The sequence below is a fragment of the Phyllobacterium chamaecytisi genome, assembly GCF_020164455.1.
Lineage (GTDB): Bacteria > Pseudomonadota > Alphaproteobacteria > Rhizobiales > Rhizobiaceae > Phyllobacterium > Phyllobacterium chamaecytisi.
This window is the reverse complement of record NZ_JAIQWW010000016.1, coordinates 1-21506: the sequence shown is the minus strand read 5'-3', so window position 1 is coordinate 21506 and position 21506 is coordinate 1. Positions and strand designations below refer to the sequence as shown.

Below are 21506 nucleotides of genomic sequence, written 5' to 3'. Positions count from 1 at the left end.
CGTGAAAGACGTGCGGCCTTCAGACAAATGGTTGCCGATCCGGTCAGTGCATTCGTCTGAGAAATGTTTTGGTTCGCTCATGCTGCGGCGCGTCGATGACCTGCCGCGCCGGGCCTTCCTCGACGACGACGCCCTGATCCATGAAGATCACGCGGTCGGCGACCTCCCGTGCGAAGGCTAGTTCGTGCGTGACGACGAGCATCGTCATGCCGTCGGCTGCGAGCTTTCGCATGACCGCCAGCACTTCGCCGACGAGTTCCGGATCGAGCGCCGAGGTGGGCTCGTCGAACAGCATCAGCTTCGGGTTCATGGCAAGAGCGCGGGCGATGGCGACCCGCTGCTGCTGGCCGCCGGAAAGCTGATAAGGATAGGCATCCTCCCGCCCCTCGAGATCGACGAGCTTCAATAATTCCCTGGCGCGGGCGAAGGCCTGTTCGCGTGATTGGCCGCGGATCAGTATGGGCGCCTGCGAGATATTGGTGAGCACGTCATGATGCGCGAAGAGATTGAATCGCTGGAACACCATGCCGATGTCCTGGCGCTGCCGAGCGAGTTCCTTGCCGCTCATCTCGTAGAGCAGGCCATGGCGCTCGTTGTAGCCGATCAAATGGCCGTCAACGAGGATGCGCCCGCCGCTCATGCGTTCGAGATGGTTGATACACCGCAGGAACGTCGATTTGCCGCTCCCCGACGGGCCAAGCAGGCAGACGACTTCGCCCTTGCGGATCGTCAGGTTGATCCCTTTGAGAACTTCGTGTGCGCCAAATGATTTGCGAACATCGAGAGCTTCCACCATAGCACCGCTGGTCGTGAATTCTGGTTGCTGGGTCATCCGTTGCTCCCTTCGGCACGAAGCAGGCGCAGGGCAGCACGCCAGGCCATGGGTGCGTCGCTGGTGGACCGGCCAAGCCGGCGTTCGATCATGTACTGCAGGCTCGAAGCGACCGTCGTCATCACGAGGTACCAGATGCTGGCAACGATCAGCAGTTCGATGATGAGGAAGTTCTTGGCGTAGATATTCTGGGCGCGGGTCAGGAGATCCTGCGCCGCCACCACCGAAACGAGAGAGGTCGTCTTCAACATCGAAATCGTCTGGTTGCCGATCGGCGGTATGATGACCCGCAGCGCCTGCGGAAAGATGATGCGCAGCATCGCCTGGGTCGGCGTATAGCCCAGCGCTTTCGCGGCCTCCTGCTGGCCGCTGTCGACCGCCATCAAGCCGCCGCGCATGATTTCCGCCATGTAAGCCGCCTCGTTGAGGCTGAGGGCCAGCAAGGCGGCGACAAAGGCGGTGATGATCGAGTTCGTATCGAAATGGATCGAGCCGATATCGATGCTCGGGATGAAGAGCTGGATATTGAACCAGAAGATGATCTGGACGAGCAGCGGCGTGCCGCGGAAGAACCAGATGTAAAGACTGGCAAAGCCGCTGACGATCGCGTTTGGCGAGAGACGCATCATCGCCAGCACACCGCCGGCAACGATACTGATCAGCATCGAAAGCACCGTGAAAAGGATGGTGAGCTTGATGCCTTCGAGAATCGTTTCGTCGAAAAGATATTGCGGGATCGCCGACCATGTGATGTGGCGGCTCATGATGACCATGGCCAGCAGAAAACCAACGATCACGATGAGGATGATGGCGATCACCCATTGGCCCCAGTTGCGCGCAGGAATGATCCTTTGTTCGCTCATGCCGCCCTCCAGTCGCCTTCGTTCGAGATAGTGCCGGCTACATGAGGGAGCGGCAGATAGGCCGGGCGCTCTCCCGCCTGCAATTGCAGCGCGAGCGCCATGGCGCCGATAACCGGCGGTTCGCGCAGAAGCGTCAATTTCCAGTCTGGCGCGACGGTCGCGAGTGCCGAGTGAAACGCTTCGAAAAGACGGGGTTGGCGCGTGATGACGCCGCCGCCCGTCACGATATCCTTCCCCGGTGCGCCGCGATCGATCAGGCGCGAGACCAACGCCGCGAGCGCCTTGCCGCCTTGCGCTATGACATCAAGCGCGAGCGCCGATCCGGCATCGGCTGCCGCGAAGACCAGCGGTACGAAACTGCCAATCCTGGCGGCACTTCCCTGATCGCCCAGCGCGCGTCCGAGTTCAACGGGATTGTCGATGCCAAGTGCCTGAAGCAGGCTGCGGCCCAGCTGCTCCAGAGGCTCGCCCGAATCGAGCGACCTGCGTACTGCGCGTGCCGCCTCCCGTACCAGGCCGGCAGCGCTGCCTTCGTCGCCGAGATACCATCCCCAGCCCCCGGCGGCGATCATCCGCCTGTCATCGCTTCGGGCAACGGCGATGGAGCCCGTGCCGCAGATAACAGAAATGCCGACATCCTTGCCTGCCGCCGGAAGAAGCAGTTCTGAATCGTTGAGGACCAATACCACCGTTGCCGGCAGCAGCTGTGCGAGCCGCTGTTGAAAAGCCCCGCATTCCTCATCGGTATCGCAGCCATGCGAACCCGCAACCAGAACCTCGGGCAGTTTGCCTCCGGTCATTTTCGTCAGGGCTGCAACGAGCGTGGCAGCGTCGGCTTCGGCGTTCTGCCGCGCTCGCCACTCAGAAGTCGGCATCGATATATCGGAGACCGCCGGGCCATTGGCCGCCGTCATTTGCGTCTTCGTTCCGCCGATATCGATTCCCACGAGCATGGATGCGCCTTCGCCAAATTTATATTATTAGGTAACTTACCTAATTAATTGACTTTGGCAAGAAGCGTCTCAAAGAAACTTCATGAATGGGGCCGACTTGCGGGGCGCAATGCCCGCACCAGCAAACTTATTGCAGCGCAGTTGCAAAAAGCCGTAATATTTGCGCAATTGGGGTCGCTGATGCCCGCACCGCTGGCCGAATCAGGCAGTGAACACGGTGGAACAGTTTCATGACGACAAGCGATGTATGGACTTTTATTCGCGCCCTGATCACCAATCCATCGAGAGTCAGCGCGATCGCTCCCTCCAGTGCGGCTTTGGCAAGGCTCATCACCAGCGAAATCGGTGCCGCTTCCGGTCCCGTCCTCGAACTCGGCCCGGGCACAGGCGTCTTTACGGATGCCTTGCTGGCTCGCGGTGTGAGCCCCGGTAACCTGACGTTGATCGAATACGGCGCTGAATTCGCGAGATTGTTGCAGACGCGCTTCCCGGGTATGCGAATCCTGCAGATGGATGCGTCTCAACTGGGCGGACAGGATTTGTTCAAGGCCGAACCAGCGGGTGCCGTTGTCAGCGGCCTGCCATTCCTGAGCATGCCCGACAAGGTCGCGGCTATTCTCAACGGGGCCTTCAGCAATCTGCGCAACGACGGCGCGTTTTACCAATTCACCTACGGCTTTCGCTGCCCTGTCCCAGCAGCTGTATTGGACGAACTGGACCTTGAGGCCGTGTGCATTGGCCGCGCCTTCTGCAATCTGCCCCCAGCGGCTGTGTACCGCATCACGCGCCGCGGTGTAGAGATCAAGCAGACGATTGGATAGCTGGTGGTCTAAGGTTACGGGACACCAATCTTCCAATAATAAAGGGGTACCAGCGTTTCCGTCACCAGTGAAGGGCACCGCCCTTTGCCGTCATCCTCGGGCTTGACCCGAGGACCCATGGCTGAGAAGCGTTCCGATAGCAATTGGTGCGGGGCAATCCAGATCGTGTGAACCCAATGACAGCTTCTTCGCTGCTGTATTTGGCTGGACAGCGTTGAATTGGGAGAGATGACAGTACTCCTTAACCGTGGGTCCTCGGGTCAAGCCCGAGGATGACGGAAAGGGGAGGAGCAATACCCCCCCAACCGATCACCCAAAATCACGTAACGATCAAATTTATTGGCTTGTCACCGGATGACGCGGCGATAATGTCCCGCCGATGATCCAACCTGCCGCATCTCCCGTTCGTTTCGCTCTTGGCGGTCTGGTGGCCATGGCGGTCGGCATGGGTATTGGCCGGTTCATCTTCACACCGATCCTCCCCGGCATGATGAGCGAGCTTGGCCTGACACCGGGCGACGCCGGTCTCATCGCCTCGGCCAATTATTTCGGTTATCTGCTCGGCGCCATCATTGCCGGTTTCGGCTGGGCGTCGGGCATCGAGCGGCCTTTGGTCTATGCGTCTCTCACTGCCAGCGCCGCGCTTTGTTTTGCCATGAGCGTCAGCGACGGGGTGATGCTCTTTTCCGTCATTCGTTTCTTTGCAGGCGTTGCCAGCGCCTTCATGCTGGTTTTCACCGCAACGATCGTCTTCAGTCACCTCGCCGCTGCAAACCGGCAAGATTTGCAGGCGATGCATTTCGGCGGCGTTGGCACCGGCATAGCGATATCATCACTGCTCGTTGCTTTCAGTTCCGCCAGCGGCCATGGCTGGCGGGAGGACTGGATCGGCGCGGCCGTTCTTTCCGTTCTCGGCCTCATCGCCGTCTTCGCGCTGATACGGCAAGGCCCGGTGCGCAGCGGTTCAGCTGCAGCGGAGCCGCCCATCGTCTGGACGCCGGAATTCATCAAGATCAACATTGCCTATGGCCTCTTCGGCTTCGGCTACATCATTACCGCAACGTTCATCATCGCCATCGTTCGCTCAAGCCATGGCAGCCCGTGGATGGAAGCGCTGGTCTGGTTCGTGACCGGAACTGCGGGCGCCATATCCGTCTGGCTCTGGACACCGCTCTTGCGGCGTACCGGAGCGTTTGTCGCGCTCGCTCTGGGGTGTGCTGTTCAGGCGATAGGCGTCGCAGCGAGTGTCGTCCTGCCATCGCCGGTCGGGCCCTTGCTGGGCGGTCTCCTGCTCGGCCTGACCTTCATCGTCATCACCGCCTTTGGCTTTCAGGCGGGGCGCGTGCTCCTGCCGCATTCACAGCGCCGCGTCATGGCGGTGATGACCGCCGCATTCGGTATCGGCCAGATCATCGGACCGCTGATCGGCGGATATGTCGCCAACATCACCGGCGACTTCACCATTGCCACGCTTGCTGCGGCAGCGGGTCTCGTTGTGGCGGCGCTCTTTGCATTTTCCGCGGGACGTCAAAAGCGTTGACACCCTCTTACCCTCCCCCTTGTGGGGAGGGACGGAGCGAAGCGACGGGGAGGGGGCTTTCTTTATGAGACCAAGAACCCCTCCCTGCTGCTGCGCAGCCTCCCTCCCCACAAGGGGGAGGGTAAGAGGGGCGTCGCCAAGATTACAGCAATTTAATTACGACGGTTTCTTCTTTGCCCTATTCATGCTGTTAAAGTCGTGCAACTCGTAACACCACCAAACTACAGGACTTTTCACTCGAGGAACCCGCCACGTGTTTGTCTCATTCTTTCCCAGGCCAAAACTCTTTTTCATTTCCGCGGTACTTTGGGCCTTAGCGGCCATCTTCCTCTGGTATTTTGGTGGCCAGCAGTTTGGCGGCAATTTTGGTCTGCCACCCTCTGCCCCGGGTACGCCGGCGATTGTCGGCGTTGCACTCTTTGTGTCGAAGCCATTTCTCTGGTTCTACATTTACTACGCCGCCGCAACGTTGTTGTTCTATGCTTTTTGGGCGTTCTACAGTCCGCATCCATGGCAAAACTGGTCCGTCCTCGGCTCCGCATTGATCATCTTTGCCACCTATTTTTCCGTTCAGGTCAGCGTCGCCTTCAATGCATGGTATGGGCCGTATTACGACCTGATCCAGGCAGCACTCGCCAAGACCTCTCCTGTCACCGCTGAGCAGTTGTATCTCGGCCTCGTCGATATATCGGGTATTGCCTTTGTGGCGGTTACGATTGGCTCGATCAATGCCTTTTTCATCAGCCACTATATCTTCCGCTGGCGCACGGCGATGAACAATTTCTACATGCAGCATTGGGAACAACTTCGGCATATTGAAGGTGCGTCGCAGCGTGTTCAGGAAGATACGATGCGATTTTCCACGACCGTAGAAGGCCTCGGTGTCAGTCTGGTTCGCTCTGTGATGACATTGATCGCTTTCTTGCCGGTACTGTTCACGCTTTCCAAGGAAGTAACCGAACTTCCGATCATCGGCGAAATACCCTATGCGCTTGTATGGGCCGCGGTAGGCTGGTCCCTGTTCGGGACGTTCTTTCTCGCTGTGGTCGGCTACAGATTGCCGGGGCTGGAGTTCCGCAATCAGCGTGTCGAGGCGGCATATCGTAAGGAATTGGTCTACGGCGAGGATGATGAGAGCAGGGCACAGCCACCGACGATGGCCCAGCTGTTTTCGAATGTCCGGAAAAACTATTTCCGTTTGTACTTCAACTATCTGTATTTCAACGTCGCCCGCATCCTCTATCTCCAGGCCGACAACATCTTCTCGCTGCTCGTGCTCATCCCTTCGATCGCTGCGGGCAAACTTTCGCTCGGCCTGATGACACAGATATCCAACGTGTTCGACCAGGTGCGCGAGTCGTTCCAGTATCTCGTCAATTCATGGTCGACGATCGTCGAATTGCTGTCGATCTACAAACGTCTGCGCGCCTTCGAATCGGTGATCTACGACGAGCCCTTGCCCGAGATCGATCAGCATTATCTGCGGACGCAAGCCGAAGAAGCATAACCATCGCATTAGTGGGCGGCGGCTAGAGCAAATTTTGTCTATTTAGATCCCGCCGCTCGCTGCCGGTTTCACCAGTTCCGCGCCGGCGACTGGCATTGTTCCGCCGGTCTCTTTCAGATATTCGCTGTAAGTCGTGCAGCGCACGTCGGCCTTGACGCAAACCTCGCTGGTGAAACGCTCCAGCGCGCGCCAATAAGCATCGCCATTCATCAGCGTGAAGTGCAGGCCGATCTGGAACGGAATGCGCTTTCCCTCATACTGGCGCTCGAAGGCGCCCTTGAAGGCGTCGTAGGCGCGGTTCTCGAATTCGTCCAGATGATCGGGCCGCTCGACTGCCCCCGAATGGCGTACGAAGAGATTATAGTCCATGGCGATGACCGGCTTGTTTTTCGGCCCCTCGTCGATCGTCGGCAGCCCGAATTGATAGAGACCGCCGGCATGCAGCGGCAGAGCCGGACCGCGCGATACACCGCTGCCGTCGAAGACATAGCCCTTGTCCCTCAACGCTGAAAGCAGTGCGGGACCTTCCGAAAGATAAGGCGCGCGGAACCCGCGTATTTCCGCATCGACGAAGTGCTTCCAGCCTTGCGGTTCCGGGTCGGCGCCATATTTGCTCCAAGCATTGCTGAGCACTTGTTTATATGTCGTCAATTCATGTTCCCAGTCCGTCTTCGACCAGGTCTTGCCGTCGAAATGCCCGCAGGCATGGCTGGCGATCTCGTTGCCCTCGTTGCGGGCCCGCCAGATATTGTCGAGGCGCTGGGCAATATCCGCCTTCGAGGTGGCAAAGCCGATATTGGAACGTCCCGCCGGTTCATTCGGCGCCTGGTAGGACTTGCGGTCATCGCGGTCGATCAAAAATACGCAGGAGAGGAAATAGGTGAACTTGGCGTTTGAACGTTGTGCCAATACCCGGCTGCGGTCCCAAAGTTCGTTGCTATTATCGAACGAGATCAGTACGTATTGCGGCTTGGCGCCAATCGAACCGCGCAACTCCACCCCACTTGTTGCCAGGGCAGGCGCGGATAATGAGAACGCGAGGGACGCGGCGAGAACGGTACAGATCGAACGCATGATGCGGGATACGCGGCTCCGGGGAGGGATATTTTTGTCGGTACAGGTGAAATGTGGCGATGATCGGACGCGGCGATCCACCGCAAGCGATGCACCTTCTAACCGGTCCCGCATGGGTCTATCTTCCCGCCAGCATTGAGGGAGGCGGTCATGCTGGTACTGATTCTTGGGATCATCGTTTTTCTTGGAATTCATTCGGTACGCATCGTTGCGCCGGAATGGCGTCTCGCCAGGATGGAGCAATGGGGCGAGAACACCTGGAAGGGCCTCTACTCGGTCATTTCGCTCATCGGTTTCGTGCTTCTCGTGTGGGGCTACGGCATGGCACGGCCCGACGCACCGGTGCTCTACGAACCGCCAGTCTGGATGAAACACATCACAGCACTGCTGATGCTGTTCGCCTTCATTTTCCTCGGCATATTCATCGCAAAAGCCGGCCGCATGAAACCCGCGCTGAAACATCCGATGCTGATCGCCATCAAGACCTGGGCGCTGGCACACCTGCTCGCCAATGGCGATCTTGCGTCGCTCATCCTGTTTCTGTCGTTCCTGGCCTGGGCTGTCGTCGATCGCATAGCCATCAAACGGCAGGAGCGGGCAGGGCTTGCGGCGCCCTATATCGTTCCCGGCCCGGTCTCCAACGATGTGATCGGCATCGTCATTGGTCTCGTGCTTTACGTGCTCTTCGTATGGAAATTGCATGCGCTTTTGATTGGCGTTCAGCCGATGTAGCTCAATTCGAGGGCTATTTTGAAGTTAGCCCTTACATCGCGTCACTTTTCCGACTAAAAGCCCCTGAACTCCATGCGCGGACGGCGAGAGCTGCACCGCGTTTTATCAATTGATCCGGTGGCACAAGGCTACCCAGAGGCACCATGACTGACGACGGCTTTTTCCGTGAGGTAAATGAAGAACTGCGCTCCGACAAGGTGAAGGCATTCTGGAAGCGCTATGGCTCGCTGCTGATTGGCGCGGTTGTGGCTCTTGTGGTCGGCACTGGCGTCTTTGCCTTCTACGAGTACTGGACGGAAAAGCAGGCTTCGCAGTCCGGCGATCAGTTTCTCGCCGCACTCAACCTTGTCCGCGACGGCAAGAACGACGAAGCGCTGAAGACCCTCGACCAGCTCGAAAAGGATGGTTACGGCGCCTATCCGGTGCTGGCGCGCATGCGTTCAGCCGGTGTCATCGCCCAGAAAGGCGATCTTGCCGGTGCGGTCGCCGCCTTCGACAAGGTCTCCGCCGACACGTCCATTCCGCAGGCCATCCGCGATCTCGCCAAGCTCCGCGCCGCTTTCATCCTCGTCGATACCGGTTCCTATGATGACGTGGCGTCCCGCGCCGAGCCGCTTTCATCCGACAGCAATCCCATGCGCCACTCCGCCCGCGAAGCGCTTGGTCTTGCCGCCTGGAAAGCCGGCCGCGGTGCAGATGCGACCAAGCTGTTCCAGCAGATTTCCGATGATCAGGCTGCACCCGCCAATGTGCGCCAATTTGCCGATACCATGCTTGATCTCTTGAAGAGCACCGGCGCCACACCTGCCGCTGCCGCCGGCTGAAGAACAGGAATTCAATGAGCTTTACCGTCGCAATAATCGGCCGTCCGAATGTCGGTAAGTCCACGCTGTTCAACCGGCTCGTCGGCCGCAAGATCGCGCTCGTCGATGACCTGCCCGGCGTCACCCGCGATCGCCGCGTCCATGGCGCCAAGCTTTACGATCTGAAGTTCGATGTCATCGATACGGCAGGCCTCGAAGAGGTCGACAGCGAATCGCTCGAAGGCCGTATGCGTGCCCAGACAGAGCTTGCTATCGGCGAAGCTGACCTCGTCTTCTTCCTTGTCGATGCCAAGGCCGGTATCACACCGACTGATGTGACCTTCGCCGATCTCGTGCGGCGGTCCGGCAAGAAGGTTATTCTGGTCGCCAACAAGGCCGAAGCGCGCGGCGCCGAATCCGGCATGTACGATTCCTATGCGCTCGGTCTCGGCGAGCCGACGCCGATTTCAGCGGAACACGGCCAGGGTTTCCCCGATCTGCGTGATGCCATTGTCGAGATCATGGGCGAAGAGCGTGTCTTCCCCGATGAGCACAAAAAGGATGATGCAGACGATAGCATCGCCGTCACCATCCCTGCGATTCCGCGTTCGCTCGATGAACTGATCGGCGATGATATCGATGATCCCGACGCCGACGATATCCCGGCCTATGATGCGTCGAAGCCGCTGCGCATCGCGATTGTCGGCCGCCCCAACGCCGGCAAGTCCACGCTCGTCAATACCATGCTTGGCGAAGACCGGCTGCTGACCGGTCCGGAAGCCGGTATCACCCGGGATTCCATTTCCGTCGATTGGGAGTGGAACGGCCGCAAGATCAAGCTTTTCGACACCGCTGGCCTGCGCCGCAAGTCGCGCGTGCAGGGCAAGCTCGAAAAGCTTTCCGTCGGTGACGCACTGCGTGCCATCCGCTTTGCCGAAGTTGTCATCATCGTGCTCGACGCGACGATCCCCTTTGAGAAGCAGGATCTGCAGATTGCCGATCTGATCATCCGCGAAGGCCGTGCGCCGGTTATCGCATTCAACAAATGGGACCTCGTCGAAAACCGCCAGATGGTTCTGGCTGACCTGCGCGAAAAGACCGAACGCCTGTTGCCGCAGATCCGGGGTATCCGCGCGGTGCCGATTTCCGGCGAGCGCAATCAGGGCATCGACAAGTTGATGGCCGCCGTTGCTTCGACGGACGAGATCTGGAACCGCCGCATCTCGACCGGCCGTCTAAATCGCTGGCTGGAAGGCGTCCTTGCGCATCATCCACCGCCCGCCGTCGCCGGACGGCGCCTCAAGATCAAGTATATCACGCAGGTCAAGACGCGTCCGCCGGGCTTCGTCATTTCGTGCTCGCGTCCCGATGCGTTCCCGACATCCTATGTACGCTATCTCGCCAACGGGATTCGCGAGACGTTCGATATTCAGGGTGTTCCTATCCGCCTTGTGCTCCGCACCTCGGACAATCCCTTCGCCGGACGGGCAAAGAAGAAGCGGTAGGGCGACGCCCCTATCTCCCCCCTTGTGGGGGAGAAAGCGATTTCAGCATCTTGAGCCCTTCGCTCAAGTGCTAGAAATCGCAAGAGAGGGGATTTACCTCACTAACTACCCCCTCACTTGGATTTTCCAAGGATTTAGCAAAGAGGCTAAATCCAGGAAAATCCTTTCTCTCCCGCAAGGGGAGAGATAATCGGCATCGACCGTGAGTCCTCAAGCCGAATTGTTGCCGCGGCGTCGATCGAATTCTCCCCACTTCGTTAACCCTCCATCAAGGTTAATGCTTCATTTTTACGACCAGAATTGTTCGGTTGTGAGTGGGGTATCGGCGTGCGTTTCTCTGGATTTTTGCGGGCGTGTTCCCAGCTGAGTAACCGGACAGATCGGAATATCATTGGCCCACTGGTCATCGGAGCGGCGATTTACTTGCTCTCCCCGACCGTCACTGCCTACCAGGACATGGCGAGCATGCTGTCCGGTTCTGAGTCCGGCCAAGGCCGCTGGACTTCCTATCTGGAAAAATCCCCGGCCGGCTCCATCCAGAAGGCCAACATGTCCTTCGTTGACGAAAAAGCGATCACGTCCAGCATCCCCGCGAGTGGTATCAATGCTCCCGGCATTGGCCCGATCGTCATCAATGGCTCGCAGAAAGCCCCTGGCGCGACGCCCGATGAAGAACGTATCAATCGCGCTGAAAAACAGGGACGCATCGTCACAATCTCTAAAAAAGCCCCGCCCAAGGCATTCAGCGCCGGTTCGATCCTGCAGCGTCAAAGCATGCTGATTCGCCCGACGCATGGCGTTGAGGTCGAGATGGCCTTTGCCAAACCGAAGATCGCCGGAAAGGAATTCGAAATCGCGCTCGCGTTTCACAACCGTGTCCCTGACAAGTCTGAACCGGATTTGCCGCCGATGCTGGCAAACCTCGTCAACAACAATCAGCCAGATGTTCTGGCACTCGGTTATGCGCCTGCAGCTCCGGATTATTCCAAAACATCTCCGTTCGACACAATCTTGAACGAACCTAAGCTCCCGGGCCGCTTTATTCCGCAGCTCGGCGCCGGCGACCATGACTGGCTTGCGACGCCCTTGCCCCCCGTCGTATTCACCAAGGAAGAACAGAAATGTCTGGCAACCGCCATTTATTTTGAAGCGAGAAGCGAAAGCGTCAAAGGCCAGGCAGCCGTCGCACAGGTCATTCTCAACCGCGTCCGCAATCCAGCCTATCCGAAAACCATTTGCAAGGTCGTCTACCAGAACGATGACTGGATCAACCGCTGCCAGTTTTCCTTTGCCTGCGAGGGACGCAAACTCAATGTAACCGAGCCCAAGCAATGGAAAGTGGCGCAGGAAGTCGCCATGGCCGTCACATCGGGCCGGATCTTCCTGCCGGAGATTGGTTCAGCCACGCACTATCACGCAGTCTATGTCCGGGCGATGTGGGCGCATACCATGAAGCGCATCGACAGGATCGGCCAGCACATCTTTTATCGCACCTATGGCGGCGGCTGGATTTGATCTTCGGACGCTTGGAAACAACGCGAAAGCTGCTATATTCGTTCTGGAGTGGGGAACGAGCTTTCGCCCGTCCCCCGTTCCTTATGTGAAGAATTGGACCCGGAGCGTGACTTGCCAGCCAGTCCGGGTCCTTTTCAACATAAGGGCGATGCTAAACGGAAATCTCCGCATAGTTCACCTCCAGATTTGAGGGCAGGGCCTTTGCCCAAAGGTCGAAGCGGCCATCCCTTCGATGCACCGGCTGGCTCGGTGCTTTCTGCTTTAGCCCTCAAATCGCATGATGCTGTCCGCTTTCATTTACGGTTGGAACGATGCGACCCGCAAGAAACGCAGGGTTGAGTAAACTCGTTCGGTCAACATGGATCATGGACGGCGGGCTGGGTTTTGATCTTCGGACGCTTGGAAACAACGCGAAAGCTGCTATATTCGTTCTGGAGTGGGGAACGAGCTTTCGCCCGTCCCCCGTTCCTGATCATCTGAAGTGAACCCGGAACACGACTTGCCAGCCTGTCCGGGTTCTTTTCATTGTCAGGGTGACGCTCAGCGGTTTAAACCACATCGCTCACCTCCAGATTTGAGGGCAGGGCCTTTGCCCAAAGGTCGAAGTGGCCGTCCCTTCGATGCACCGGCTGGCTCGGTGCTTTCTGCTTTAGCCCTCAAATCGCATGATGCTGTCCGCTTTCATTTACGGTTGGAACGATGCGACCCGCAAGAAACGCAGGGTTGAACTAGACTGCGCGACATCTGAAATTGTCGTGGCTCACCACTTGATTGGGCTCCGTTCAAGCGCCCCACATCTGCACGATCCCCGGGGATTCGACCGCAAAACTTCGATCAAGAGGTGAGACATATAGTCATATTTGGCTAACATATTGAATTTCAGCACGAAAATTACCCTTGAGAGTCTCGGGTATGCGCCTTGACTAGCGTGGACCGTAACAATATGTTGCGCGCGACTTCGAAGCGGGGGTGAAGCCTCGCATTCAGCGTGTAAAGGACATGCCATTGGCCACGGGTAAGGATCCCGATAAGTCAGGTTCTGTCGGTAGCACGCCGGGTGCCGGGAAGATGCTGACTTCGGAGGAACTGGAGAGCCGTCGCCGTGCTCTGGGGGCAAAACTTGCTTCTAGAGGTGCAGCGCGAAAATCCGGTTCAGACGACAAGGGGACGGAAACCGCCTCCGGTGTCGCGCAGGCCATGAAGCTGTCGAGCGAGTTTATCGCCGGCGTTCTGGTTGGTGCGGGGTTGGGCTGGTTAGCTGACCGATTTTTGGGTACTTCACCTTGGGGGCTTATCATTCTGCTCCTCCTTGGTTTTTGTGCTGGAACGCTGAATATCCTGCGCTCTGCGGGACGTGTGGCGGAAAACCGTGGTCTGCAGTCCATCAAGGACGCCGAGCGCGATAAACCGGAATAGCCTTGCGGGCTGATGCTTGCGGGAATGATGCGAGAGAGACGAGGTTACAGTGTCCAACGATCCGATTCATCAATTCCATATCACCAAGTGGATTCCCATTGATCTGGGTGGAATCGATCTATCCTTCACCAATTCGTCTGCCTTCATGGTTGCGACGGTTGGCGTTGCATCGGCATTTCTCTATCTGACCTCCTCCAATCGCGGTCTCATTCCAACCCGCCTGCAATCCATTTCGGAAATGGCCTATGAGTTCGTCGCCTCGACCTTGCGCGAATCGGCAGGCAGCGCCGGAATGAAGTTCTTCCCGTTCGTTTTCTCGCTGTTTATGTTCGTGCTCGTTGCCAATATGCTCGGCATGTTTCCTTATTTCTTCACAGTTACCAGCCAGATCATTGTCACCTTCGCGCTTGCTCTTCTGGTGATCGGTACCGTGCTTGCCTATGGTTTTGCCAAGCATGGCTTCAAGTTTCTCGGCGTGTTCATTCCATCCGGCGTACCCGCGCCGCTGCTTTTGCTGGTGGTGCCGATCGAGATCATCTCGTTCCTTTCCCGTCCGATCAGCCTTTCGGTTCGTCTCTTCGCCAACATGCTTGCTGGCCACATTACGCTGAAAGTGTTTGCTGGTTTCGTCGCTTCCTTGAGCGCTCTCGGTGCGCTCGGTATAGGCGGAGCCGTGCTGCCGCTTGCGATGACAGTGGCGCTGACCGGTCTCGAATTTTTGGTGGCTTTCCTTCAGGCCTACGTCTTCACCGTGCTCACCTGCATGTATCTGAACGACGCAGTCCATCCCGGCGGTCACTAAAAAAGACTTCACCGGCGGAGTTCCGCCAAACGCAATCTATCAATGATGAATCGATCTAAAAGGAGTTTAATATGGATCCGGTAGCAGCAAAGTACATCGGTGCAGGTCTTGCTTGTTTTGGTATGGCCGGAACGGCCCTCGGCCTCGGCAATATTTTCGGCAGCTATCTCTCCGGTGCGTTGCGCAATCCATCAGCAGCTGATGGCCAGTTCGGCCGTCTGGTATTCGGCTTCGCCGTTACCGAAGCTTTGGGCATCTTCTCGCTGCTCATCGCTCTTCTGCTTCTCTTCGCTGTTTAATCTGGACGGCGCTTGATACTGGCTGCGCTTTGCGTGGCCAGTTTCTTATCTGTAGCAAACCATGTTTGCTGATTTGGGAAACGCCCGACTTCAAGGGGATTTTATATGTTTGTGTCTTCGGCGAACGCCGCATCCACAACGGAAACAGTCGCTCAGACCGACACGCATGGTACACCCGAACCGGCTGTACCGGGCGCGACGCCTGACGCCCACGCAGCAGAGACGCACACTGAAACCGGTGTGCCGCATCAGCAAGGTGTTTTCCCACCCTTCGACTCCAGCCATTTTGCATCGCAGATTCTCTGGCTGGCAGTGACATTTGCCGCATTTTACCTGTTCCTGTCCCGGGTGGTTCTGCCACGCATCGGCGGTATCATCGAAACCCGTCGTGATCGCATCGCGACCGATCTCGATCAGGCTGCTCGCATGAAGCAGGACTCGGATGACGCCTTTGCTGCCTATGAGCAGGAGCTCGCCGACGCCAAGAAGAAGGCCGGTGGCATTGCCCAGACCGCCCGTGATGAAGCCAAGGCGAAAGCCGACGCCGAACAGGCCGACATTTCGGCTGCTCTCGAGAAAAAATTGAGCGACGCCGAAGCCAGCATTGCCGCCATCAAGGACAAGGCGATGAAGGAAGTCGGTACGATTGCGGAAGATACTGCAAGCGAGATCGTCAAGAAGATCCTCGGCGGCAGCATCGACAAGGCAAGCATATCCGCCGCGGTCAAAGCTGTTCGGGGCTGAGGAGAACCACAATGGAATTCGACGCAACATTCTATGCCTTGGTTGGACTGGTCATCTTCCTGGCGCTGATGATCTATCTCAAGGTTCCGGCAGTCGTTAACAAGTCGCTCGACGGTCGCGCTGATAAAATTCGCGACGAGCTTGAAGAAGCCCGCCGCCTGCGCGAGGAAGCGCAATCCCTGCTTGCGGAATTCCAGCGCAAGCGCAAGGAAGCCGAAAAGGAAGCGGGCGAGATCGTTGCTGCTGCCGAGCGTGAAGCGCATGGCCTTCTCGAGGAAGCCAAACAGAAAACCGAGGAATATGTGGCGCGCCGCAAGAAGCTCGCCGAGCAGAAGATCGCTCAGGCCGAGACCGAAGCCGTCAACGAAGTTCGGGCCTCCGCCGTCGATATCGCCGTTGCTGCGGCCAGCCATATTCTTTCCAACAAGGTGGACGCCAAGACATCCGCTGACTTCTTCAAGTCATCGCTGACTGAAGTAAAATCCCGCCTCAACTGAAGCGAGAATGGGAACTTCGAACGTTCACGAAGCCGCCGAAAGGCGGCTTTCTTTTTAATTCTCACTTTGATCTGAATCCCGTAGATGTTTTACGCAAGAATCCCTGAATCTCGCATAAGAGTTCGCGATTCCGATGCAGGAAAGTGCGATTCTGGCACAAGAATTTCAACCGATGAGGGAAATTTGGTGGTGCCGAGTTGCCAGGGCTATTGAGATTCACGCTCTGACGTGACGAAAATGGCGTTCTTCGAGCATCGGAGCGCAGCGTACATTTTGGTACGTGAGCACCGGAGCACAGGAGAACGCCATTTGCAGGCCGTCAGAGTGTGAATACCGACAGGCCCTAGGCTTGGCGCTCTTTCAGCGGCGAAAAGCTGAAGCGGTGCAGGCCGACCACCGGACCATGCGCTTCCATGGCATTGCGATGGTACTCCGTCCCATATCCGGCGTGCATTTCCAGACCATAAAGCGGAAAGTATTTGCCGGTCTGCGCCATCATCCGGTCGCGTGTCACCTTGGCGAGGATGGAGGCCGCCGCGATCGATACGGAACGCTGGTCGCCCTTGATCAGCGCCGTCGCCGGGCAGGGAAGCCCGGGGGCCACGTCGCGCCCGTCTATGAGCGCATGACCCGGCAGGATTGCCAGACCGCACACAGCCCGGCGCATCGCCTGGAGTGCCGCTTTCAGAATATCGGTTGCATCGATGGCCGGCGCAGAAATGCTTGCAACAGCGCAAGCGAGCGCTGTTTCCGTAATAATATCAAAAAGTTCCTCGCGGCGCTGCGCTGTCAGCCGCTTCGAATCGTCAAGGCCTTTGGGGATCTTCTTCGGGTTCAGGATGACCGCGGCAGCCACCACTGGTCCCGCCAGCGGACCGCGCCCGGCCTCGTCTATACCGGCGATAAGCTCGATCCCGCTACGTATAAGCTTTCGCTCGCTGGCAAAATCCGGTTTGCCAGGTTCGATAGGAAGAAGCAGAGAATCAGAACGCGATCGAGCCATGTTGCGACGAGCCTCGCATTCGCTCTGATTCTCTGCAAGTCCCCTGGCGCAGATGGGGCGGACGCCAGGGTCACGTCAGGCTCGATGGGGGGCTGCCTGACGGAAGCAAGTTATTGATTCAATGAACAATCTTTCGTTGGATTTTTTTGTGAACTTCGCGTACCGGCTTATAGTAGTGACAATTGTTCGCTTCCGGGTGTGGCCTCGAACAAATCCGTCCGCAGCCGGCGCTTGTCCACATTGATGCCAAGTCGCTTGGCTGCTATTTCAAATCGCCTGCCGATCTGCCAGGCATAGGGTCCTTCACCGCGCATGCGTTTACCCCATTCCGCATCGTAATCCTTGCCACCTCGCATTGACCGGACAAGTGAAAGAACGTGGCGGTAGCGATCCGGATAGTTGCGTAGCAGCCAGTCCTTAAAGATCGGACTGACCTCCAGCGGCAGGCGCAAAAGTACATAACCAGCCTCCCTGGCGCCCATGGCGTGGGCACTGTCGAGAATACGTTCGATCTCATGATCATTGAGGCCGGGAATGATCGGGGCAACCATCACGCTTACTGGAATACCGGCATCCGAAAGACTGCGAAGCGCCTGCAAACGCCGCGTCGGGGTCGAGGCGCGAGGCTCCATCGTACGCGCAAGCTTGCCATCGAGTGACGTCACCGAAAGCGCAACCTTGGCGAGGCCTTTCTCGGCCATGCGTGCAAGAATGTCCTGATCTCGCACAACCAACGCGGATTTCGTAACGATTCCAACGGGATGTTGGTGTGCCTCCAGCACCTGCAGGATGTCCCGCATGATGCGCCATTTCTTTTCCACAGGCTGATAGGGATCAGTGTTCGTGCCGATCGCAATCGTCTTTGCGGTATAGCCGGGCTTGGACAATTCCTTGTCCAGCATCTTCGCTGCATCGGGCTTGGCAAACAGCTTGGATTCGAAGTCCAGTCCGGCCGAAAGACCCATATAGGTGTGTGTAGGGCGGGCGAAACAATAGATGCACCCGTGCTCGCAGCCGCGATAGGGGTTGATCGAACGGTCGAAACTGATATCCGGCGAGTCGTTGCGGGTAATGATCGTGCGCGGCTTTTCCACCTGCACTTCCGTCTTGAAAGGTGGCAGATCCTCGATGGTTTCCCAGCCATCATCGTAGACATGGCGGGTCTCTGCTTCGAACCTTCCGGTTGGATTGATGCCGGCCCCGCGGCCGCGCCGCCGTTGATGGTCAACCCGCAGGCCAGCTTCCTCGATCAGCGCGTTCGCATGTTGCGCACGGCCCTGACCAAAGGCAGCCTTGTCTGCTTGCACCACAATGTTCATTTGCCTTGTCTCCTTTGGCAGGGAGCGAAACGAGTCGCTCGTCATAGCCGCAACATGAATCTATTCCTAGCAAACTTTGAGAACAAAGCAAGAACAATCTTCGCCTAAAGGAGTGATGGAAATTCTTATAATAATACTATATTGGCTCCTGATGATTTCCGTCCTGATTGAAACCCAAAATTCGGATGAGGCTTTGGCGAGGACGCTCGGCGGTCTGGTCGGCGGCGCCGTGGAAGGCATTTTGAGCGATGTGATCATCATCGATCAGGGCTCTGTCGATCAGACCCATCGTGTTGCCGATGCTGCCGGATGCATCTTTCTGCAGGACCAGACCTTAATCGATGGTTTCAGGCGGGCGCGCAGCGAATGGTTCCTGTTTCTCGAGCCTGGCGCGCGACTGCTGGATGGGTGGATCGAACCCGTTGCGGTTCATGCGGAGCGCATGCAGGGTCCCGCTTGCTTTACCCGCTCGCACACTCATCGCAGGCCGTTTCTGAGCCGCGTATTCTCTCCGGGAAACCCGTTGGCTGATGGGTTGCTTATTTCGAAGCGCCAATCAATGGCATTGTTCAGTCCAGGAAAGAAGGCGGCCGATATTGCGCGCGGCCTTGCCATGAAGCGGCTTCGCGCGGAGATTATTCCGGCCCCGTCAAAGAAGACCTAGCTCTTGCCGCCACGCGTCAGATGTTCATCCAGCCGCGGCATGATCTCGACGAAATTGCACGGCATATGCCGGTAATCGAGCTGGTATTGCAGAATATTATCCCAAGCGTCCCTGCAGGCGCCGGGCGAACCCGGCAGCACGAAAACGAAGGTCGCATTGACCACGCCGCCGGTTGCCCGGGATTGGATCGTCGAAGTGCCGATCTTGTCATAGGAAATGCGGTGGAACACTTCGGAAAAGCCGTCCATGCGCTTTTCAAAGATCGGCTCGAGCGCTTCCGGGGTAACATCGCGGCCGGTAAAGCCGGTGCCGCCGGTGGTGATGATCACGTCGATTTGCGGGTCTTTTGACCATGAAAGCACGCGATCCCGAATTTTCTCGGCGTCATCGGTAACGATGGTGCGCTCTGCCAATATATGACCTGCGGCGAGAAGCCTCTCGGACAATGTGGTTCCCGATTTGTCATCTTCGAGCGTGCGGGTATCGGATACCGTCAGAACGGCGATCTTGACCGGCACAAAAGGTCGTGTCTCATCGATCCGGGCCAAGATCAACTCCTCCATTGTGTGTGGCAACAACGAACCAACCCGGCTGAGCCCGCTTGAGCGCAGCTGCCGCAGTTTCGGCCTCCTGGTCGCTGCCGTAAATTGCAAAACAGGTACCACCGGAACCGGACATGCGCACCAGTCGAGGATCGGTGTTACGCAACGCCGTCATAACATCGCCGATTGCCGGAGTGAGCTTTTCAGCTGCCGAAAAGAGGTGGTTGTCCGTCTGCCCGAGATAGGCGCAGACTTCATCCACTCTGGACAGCTTGGGCAGTCCGGGAAGAGACTGGTTGTCGCGGTTTATTAGCGCCGAAAAGACCTGTGGGGTTGAGGTTGCGACACCACTGTTAACGAGGACCATCGGCAAATGCGGGAAGTCGTCGATGCCTTCGATTTCCTCGCCGATGCCCCGTGCAACCAATGGCCGGCCATACAGGCACATCGGGACATCTGCGCCCAAGGTCAGGCCGATTGCAGCCAGTTCGTCCGTTTCGATGCCCCAGAGCGCTGTCAGCGCCCGCAAAGTGGCTGCAGCATCACTTGAACCGCCGCCGATACCCGAAGCGATCGGAAGGCGCTTTTCAAGATGAATGGCAACAGGAGCGCCCTTTTCGGGAAATCGGGCGCGCAGAGCATTCCTTGCCTTGAGTACGAGGTTGGTTTCGTCATCGGGCAAGGCGCATCCAAAGCGGCCTGACACTTCGAAGGAATCGAGCATCGCGCACTTCACGCTCACCTTGTCGCCGATATGCGCAAACACAACGAGGCTGTCGAGCAGATGATAGCCGTCATCCCTGCGCCCGGTCACATGCAGGGCAAGATTGATCTTGGCCGGGGCGATCAAGCTGATCGTACGCTCTACACTGTCCAGCATTTGAAATCAGTCTTTGCGCAAACGGTATTCGCCCGTCTCGGGATCCTGCACCAATGTTCCTTGCGCACGATTCTGCACTTCTTTTTCCGCTTCGCGAACCCGCTCTGAAACGCGCTGCGCCTCTTTCTTGAACGAGCGATAGCCGTAAAAGGCAGCACAGCCGACCAGAGCGAAAAAGATCAATTGTGGCATCGTCCCAACCTCGAAAACCAGATGTTCTGAGTATTAATAGCACGCCACTGCGAGCTTGCCAAAATTCGCGGCGCTCAGATCATAGCCCAAATCGCGACCAAAGCGCCCGTTCCTCGGCGGCGCTGACCACACCATTGGCCAGATTGGCTCCAAGCGCCTCGATTCTGGTTTCTGTAGACGGAATCTTGCGTCCGAACATGCCCCGTGGCTGCGTGATCAATTTTAGCCGGGTCTTTGGGCCGTATTGTGACTGCAGATAAGATCTTATATCGCCAAGCCCATCGACAAGTCCAAGTTCAACGCCCCGCGTTCCTGTCCAGAAGAGACCTGTGAACAAATCGGGATTATCGCTCAGTTTTTCTCCCCGCCGCTCCTTGACGAGATTGATGAAAGTCTCGTGGATTTCGAGCTGAAGCGCCTTCAAATGCTCGATATCTTCCTTGTTTTCGGGCCGGAACGGATCAAGCATTGCCTTGTTCTTTCCCGCCGTATGGACGCGGCGCTCAACGCCTATTTTCTTGATGAGTTCGGTGAATCCAAAACTTGCCGAGACGACGCCAATGGAACCGACGATGGAGGAGGGGTCGGCTATGATTTCATCGCCGGCTACAGCGATCATATAACCTCCCGAAGCCGCGACGTCCTCGACGAACATGTAGACTTTCTTGTTCTTCTCCGTGGCCAGATCGCGAATGCGCCTGTAGATCAGACGCGATTGAACTGGCGATCCACCCGGAGAATTGATGGAGATTGCGACTGCAGGTGCGTCTTTTTCTGCAAAAGCCTTCTCCAGGACAGCTGCCGTCGATGCAAGCGAGAGATTTTGCCGGAAGGGACCGCCGCCAGACATGATCACGCCGTGTAGGCGAACAACCGGAATTTCCTGATAGTCGGGGCGCCAGCGACGGGGCAATAATTTCCGGATAAATCGAGCCAAGCGTGTCTCCTGTGGCTATGTGTTGTCAGAACCATGTAGGCCACATGCAGGAAATCACAATGGTGC

At 57.5% G+C, this 21506-nt stretch carries 23 protein-coding genes; 13 read left to right on the top strand and 10 right to left on the bottom strand.

All coding sequences use genetic code 11. The features are described 5' to 3' along the window. Positions 1-43 precede the first annotated feature (43 nt). The 3 genes from LB462_RS21655 to LB462_RS21645 are packed head-to-tail and all read right to left on the bottom strand — an operon-like array spanning position 44 to position 2648. Positions 44-832 (bottom strand): amino acid ABC transporter ATP-binding protein, encoded by a 789-nt coding sequence (locus LB462_RS21655; protein WP_304610451.1) that lies wholly within the window; start codon positions 830-832, stop codon positions 44-46. After that, positions 829-1695, bottom strand: a complete 867-nt coding sequence (locus LB462_RS21650) for an amino acid ABC transporter permease (RefSeq protein ID WP_224512331.1) — start codon at positions 1693-1695, stop codon at positions 829-831. Before LB462_RS21650 ends, LB462_RS21655 begins: the two co-directional genes overlap by 4 nt. Next, positions 1692-2648, bottom strand: a complete 957-nt coding sequence (locus LB462_RS21645; protein WP_224512328.1) for an N-acetylglucosamine kinase — start codon at positions 2646-2648, stop codon at positions 1692-1694. The genes LB462_RS21650 and LB462_RS21645 overlap by 4 nt, the downstream gene beginning before the upstream one ends. A gap of 230 nt (positions 2649-2878) precedes the next feature. On the opposite strand from LB462_RS21645, the gene LB462_RS21640 reads away from it, so the two are divergent. The 3 genes from LB462_RS21640 to sbmA all read left to right on the top strand — a co-directional run bounded on the left by LB462_RS21640 (position 2879) and on the right by sbmA (position 6516). Then, positions 2879-3469, top strand: a complete 591-nt coding sequence (locus LB462_RS21640) for a class I SAM-dependent methyltransferase (RefSeq protein ID WP_224512326.1) — start codon at positions 2879-2881, stop codon at positions 3467-3469. Positions 3470-3848: 379 nt separating this feature from the next. Further along, positions 3849-5009, top strand: coding sequence for a YbfB/YjiJ family MFS transporter (locus tag LB462_RS21635; RefSeq protein WP_224512324.1), 1161 nt, complete (start codon positions 3849-3851; stop codon positions 5007-5009). 253 nt (positions 5010-5262) lie between these two features. Beyond that, positions 5263-6516 (top strand): peptide antibiotic transporter SbmA, encoded by a 1254-nt coding sequence (sbmA, locus tag LB462_RS21630; RefSeq protein ID WP_224512323.1) that lies wholly within the window; start codon positions 5263-5265, stop codon positions 6514-6516. Positions 6517-6558: 42 nt separating this feature from the next. Here sbmA and LB462_RS21625 read toward each other — a convergent pair whose 3' ends face one another. After that, the gene (locus LB462_RS21625) at positions 6559-7704 is read right to left on the bottom strand and encodes a polysaccharide deacetylase family protein (protein ID WP_224512320.1); all 1146 of its coding nucleotides are present in this window, start codon (positions 7702-7704) and stop codon (positions 6559-6561) included. 36 nt (positions 7705-7740) lie between these two features. Here LB462_RS21625 and LB462_RS21620 point away from each other — a divergent pair, with 36 nt between their 5' ends. The 9 genes from LB462_RS21620 (at position 7741) to LB462_RS21580 (ending at position 15903) form a co-directional block, all read left to right on the top strand. Continuing rightward, a complete protein-coding gene (locus tag LB462_RS21620) occupies positions 7741-8322 on the top strand; it encodes an NnrU family protein (RefSeq protein WP_224512318.1) in 582 nt (193 codons plus the stop codon). 143 nt (positions 8323-8465) lie between these two features. Continuing rightward, positions 8466-9146: a tetratricopeptide repeat protein gene (locus tag LB462_RS21615; RefSeq protein WP_224512316.1), complete on the top strand. Its 681-nt coding sequence runs from the start codon at positions 8466-8468 to the stop codon at positions 9144-9146. Positions 9147-9160: 14 nt separating this feature from the next. Beyond that, positions 9161-10630 (top strand): ribosome biogenesis GTPase Der, encoded by a 1470-nt coding sequence (gene der / locus LB462_RS21610; RefSeq protein WP_224512314.1) that lies wholly within the window; start codon positions 9161-9163, stop codon positions 10628-10630. A 456-nt stretch (positions 10631-11086) separates the two neighbouring features. After that, positions 11087-12145, top strand: coding sequence for a cell wall hydrolase (locus tag LB462_RS21605; RefSeq protein WP_370637264.1), 1059 nt, complete (start codon positions 11087-11089; stop codon positions 12143-12145). Between the two features lie 1005 nt (positions 12146-13150). Then, positions 13151-13561 carry an AtpZ/AtpI family protein gene (locus LB462_RS21600; RefSeq protein ID WP_112526319.1) on the top strand — a complete coding sequence of 137 codons (411 nt, stop codon included), beginning with the start codon at positions 13151-13153 and terminating at the stop codon, positions 13559-13561. 49 nt (positions 13562-13610) lie between these two features. After that, the gene (locus LB462_RS21595) at positions 13611-14363 is read left to right on the top strand and encodes a F0F1 ATP synthase subunit A (RefSeq protein WP_224512312.1); all 753 of its coding nucleotides are present in this window, start codon (positions 13611-13613) and stop codon (positions 14361-14363) included. A 71-nt stretch (positions 14364-14434) separates the two neighbouring features. Then, complete coding sequence (locus tag LB462_RS21590) at positions 14435-14662, top strand: F0F1 ATP synthase subunit C (protein ID WP_008125314.1); 228 nt, start codon at positions 14435-14437, stop codon at positions 14660-14662. Positions 14663-14767: 105 nt separating this feature from the next. Next, the gene (locus tag LB462_RS21585) at positions 14768-15406 is read left to right on the top strand and encodes a F0F1 ATP synthase subunit B (RefSeq protein ID WP_224512310.1); all 639 of its coding nucleotides are present in this window, start codon (positions 14768-14770) and stop codon (positions 15404-15406) included. An 11-nt stretch (positions 15407-15417) separates the two neighbouring features. Then, positions 15418-15903 (top strand): F0F1 ATP synthase subunit B, encoded by a 486-nt coding sequence (locus LB462_RS21580; protein ID WP_224512308.1) that lies wholly within the window; start codon positions 15418-15420, stop codon positions 15901-15903. 343 nt (positions 15904-16246) lie between these two features. Here the strand turns inward: LB462_RS21580 and rnhB are convergent, their stop codons facing one another. Beyond that, the gene (gene rnhB, locus LB462_RS21575; protein ID WP_224512306.1) at positions 16247-16906 is read right to left on the bottom strand and encodes a ribonuclease HII; all 660 of its coding nucleotides are present in this window, start codon (positions 16904-16906) and stop codon (positions 16247-16249) included. A 167-nt stretch (positions 16907-17073) separates the two neighbouring features. Further along, complete coding sequence (locus LB462_RS21570) at positions 17074-18225, bottom strand: PA0069 family radical SAM protein (RefSeq protein WP_112551892.1); 1152 nt, start codon at positions 18223-18225, stop codon at positions 17074-17076. Positions 18226-18340: 115 nt separating this feature from the next. Between LB462_RS21570 and LB462_RS21565 the strand changes: the two genes are divergently transcribed. Next, the gene (locus tag LB462_RS21565; RefSeq protein ID WP_224512297.1) at positions 18341-18889 is read left to right on the top strand and encodes a glycosyltransferase family protein; all 549 of its coding nucleotides are present in this window, start codon (positions 18341-18343) and stop codon (positions 18887-18889) included. On the opposite strand, the gene moaB is transcribed toward LB462_RS21565, so the two are convergent. The 4 genes from moaB to LB462_RS21545 form a co-directional block, all read right to left on the bottom strand. Next, positions 18886-19437, bottom strand: coding sequence for a molybdenum cofactor biosynthesis protein B (gene moaB / locus LB462_RS21560; protein ID WP_224512296.1), 552 nt, complete (start codon positions 19435-19437; stop codon positions 18886-18888). The genes LB462_RS21565 and moaB overlap by 4 nt on opposite strands. Beyond that, complete coding sequence (locus LB462_RS21555) at positions 19421-20311, bottom strand: 4-(cytidine 5'-diphospho)-2-C-methyl-D-erythritol kinase (RefSeq protein WP_224512294.1); 891 nt, start codon at positions 20309-20311, stop codon at positions 19421-19423. Before LB462_RS21555 ends, moaB begins: the two co-directional genes overlap by 17 nt. Before the next feature lie 6 nt (positions 20312-20317). Next, positions 20318-20503 carry a hypothetical protein gene (locus tag LB462_RS21550; protein WP_112525800.1) on the bottom strand — a complete coding sequence of 62 codons (186 nt, stop codon included), beginning with the start codon at positions 20501-20503 and terminating at the stop codon, positions 20318-20320. A gap of 79 nt (positions 20504-20582) precedes the next feature. Further along, positions 20583-21440, bottom strand: coding sequence for a S49 family peptidase (locus LB462_RS21545; RefSeq protein WP_224512293.1), 858 nt, complete (start codon positions 21438-21440; stop codon positions 20583-20585). Positions 21441-21506: the final 66 nt, after the last annotated feature.

Bases quoted from the DNA above. Each gene is read 5' to 3' on its own strand.
- LB462_RS21640 (WP_224512326.1), top strand. From the start codon at position 2,879: ATGACGACAAGCGATGTATGGACTTTTATTCGCGCCCTGATCACCAAT.
- LB462_RS21615 (WP_224512316.1), top strand. From the start codon at position 8,466: ATGACTGACGACGGCTTTTTCCGTGAGGTAAATGAAGAACTGCGCTCC.
- LB462_RS21605 (WP_370637264.1), top strand. From the start codon at position 11,087: ATGGCGAGCATGCTGTCCGGTTCTGAGTCCGGCCAAGGCCGCTGGACT.
- LB462_RS21650 (WP_224512331.1), bottom strand. From the start codon at position 1,695: ATGAGCGAACAAAGGATCATTCCTGCGCGCAACTGGGGCCAATGGGTG.
- LB462_RS21565 (WP_224512297.1), top strand. From the start codon at position 18,341: ATGGAAATTCTTATAATAATACTATATTGGCTCCTGATGATTTCCGTC.
- LB462_RS21635 (WP_224512324.1), top strand. From the start codon at position 3,849: ATGATCCAACCTGCCGCATCTCCCGTTCGTTTCGCTCTTGGCGGTCTG.
- LB462_RS21580 (WP_224512308.1), top strand. From the start codon at position 15,418: ATGGAATTCGACGCAACATTCTATGCCTTGGTTGGACTGGTCATCTTC.
- LB462_RS21550 (WP_112525800.1), bottom strand. From the start codon at position 20,503: ATGCCACAATTGATCTTTTTCGCTCTGGTCGGCTGTGCTGCCTTTTAC.
- LB462_RS21555 (WP_224512294.1), bottom strand. From the start codon at position 20,311: ATGCTGGACAGTGTAGAGCGTACGATCAGCTTGATCGCCCCGGCCAAG.
- rnhB (WP_224512306.1), bottom strand. From the start codon at position 16,906: ATGGCTCGATCGCGTTCTGATTCTCTGCTTCTTCCTATCGAACCTGGC.
- der (WP_224512314.1), top strand. From the start codon at position 9,161: ATGAGCTTTACCGTCGCAATAATCGGCCGTCCGAATGTCGGTAAGTCC.
- LB462_RS21625 (WP_224512320.1), bottom strand. From the start codon at position 7,704: ATGCGGGACCGGTTAGAAGGTGCATCGCTTGCGGTGGATCGCCGCGTC.
- LB462_RS21645 (WP_224512328.1), bottom strand. From the start codon at position 2,648: ATGCTCGTGGGAATCGATATCGGCGGAACGAAGACGCAAATGACGGCG.
- LB462_RS21590 (WP_008125314.1), top strand. From the start codon at position 14,435: ATGGATCCGGTAGCAGCAAAGTACATCGGTGCAGGTCTTGCTTGTTTT.
- LB462_RS21620 (WP_224512318.1), top strand. From the start codon at position 7,741: ATGCTGGTACTGATTCTTGGGATCATCGTTTTTCTTGGAATTCATTCG.
- LB462_RS21585 (WP_224512310.1), top strand. From the start codon at position 14,768: ATGTTTGTGTCTTCGGCGAACGCCGCATCCACAACGGAAACAGTCGCT.
- LB462_RS21570 (WP_112551892.1), bottom strand. From the start codon at position 18,225: ATGAACATTGTGGTGCAAGCAGACAAGGCTGCCTTTGGTCAGGGCCGT.
- LB462_RS21655 (WP_304610451.1), bottom strand. From the start codon at position 832: ATGACCCAGCAACCAGAATTCACGACCAGCGGTGCTATGGTGGAAGCT.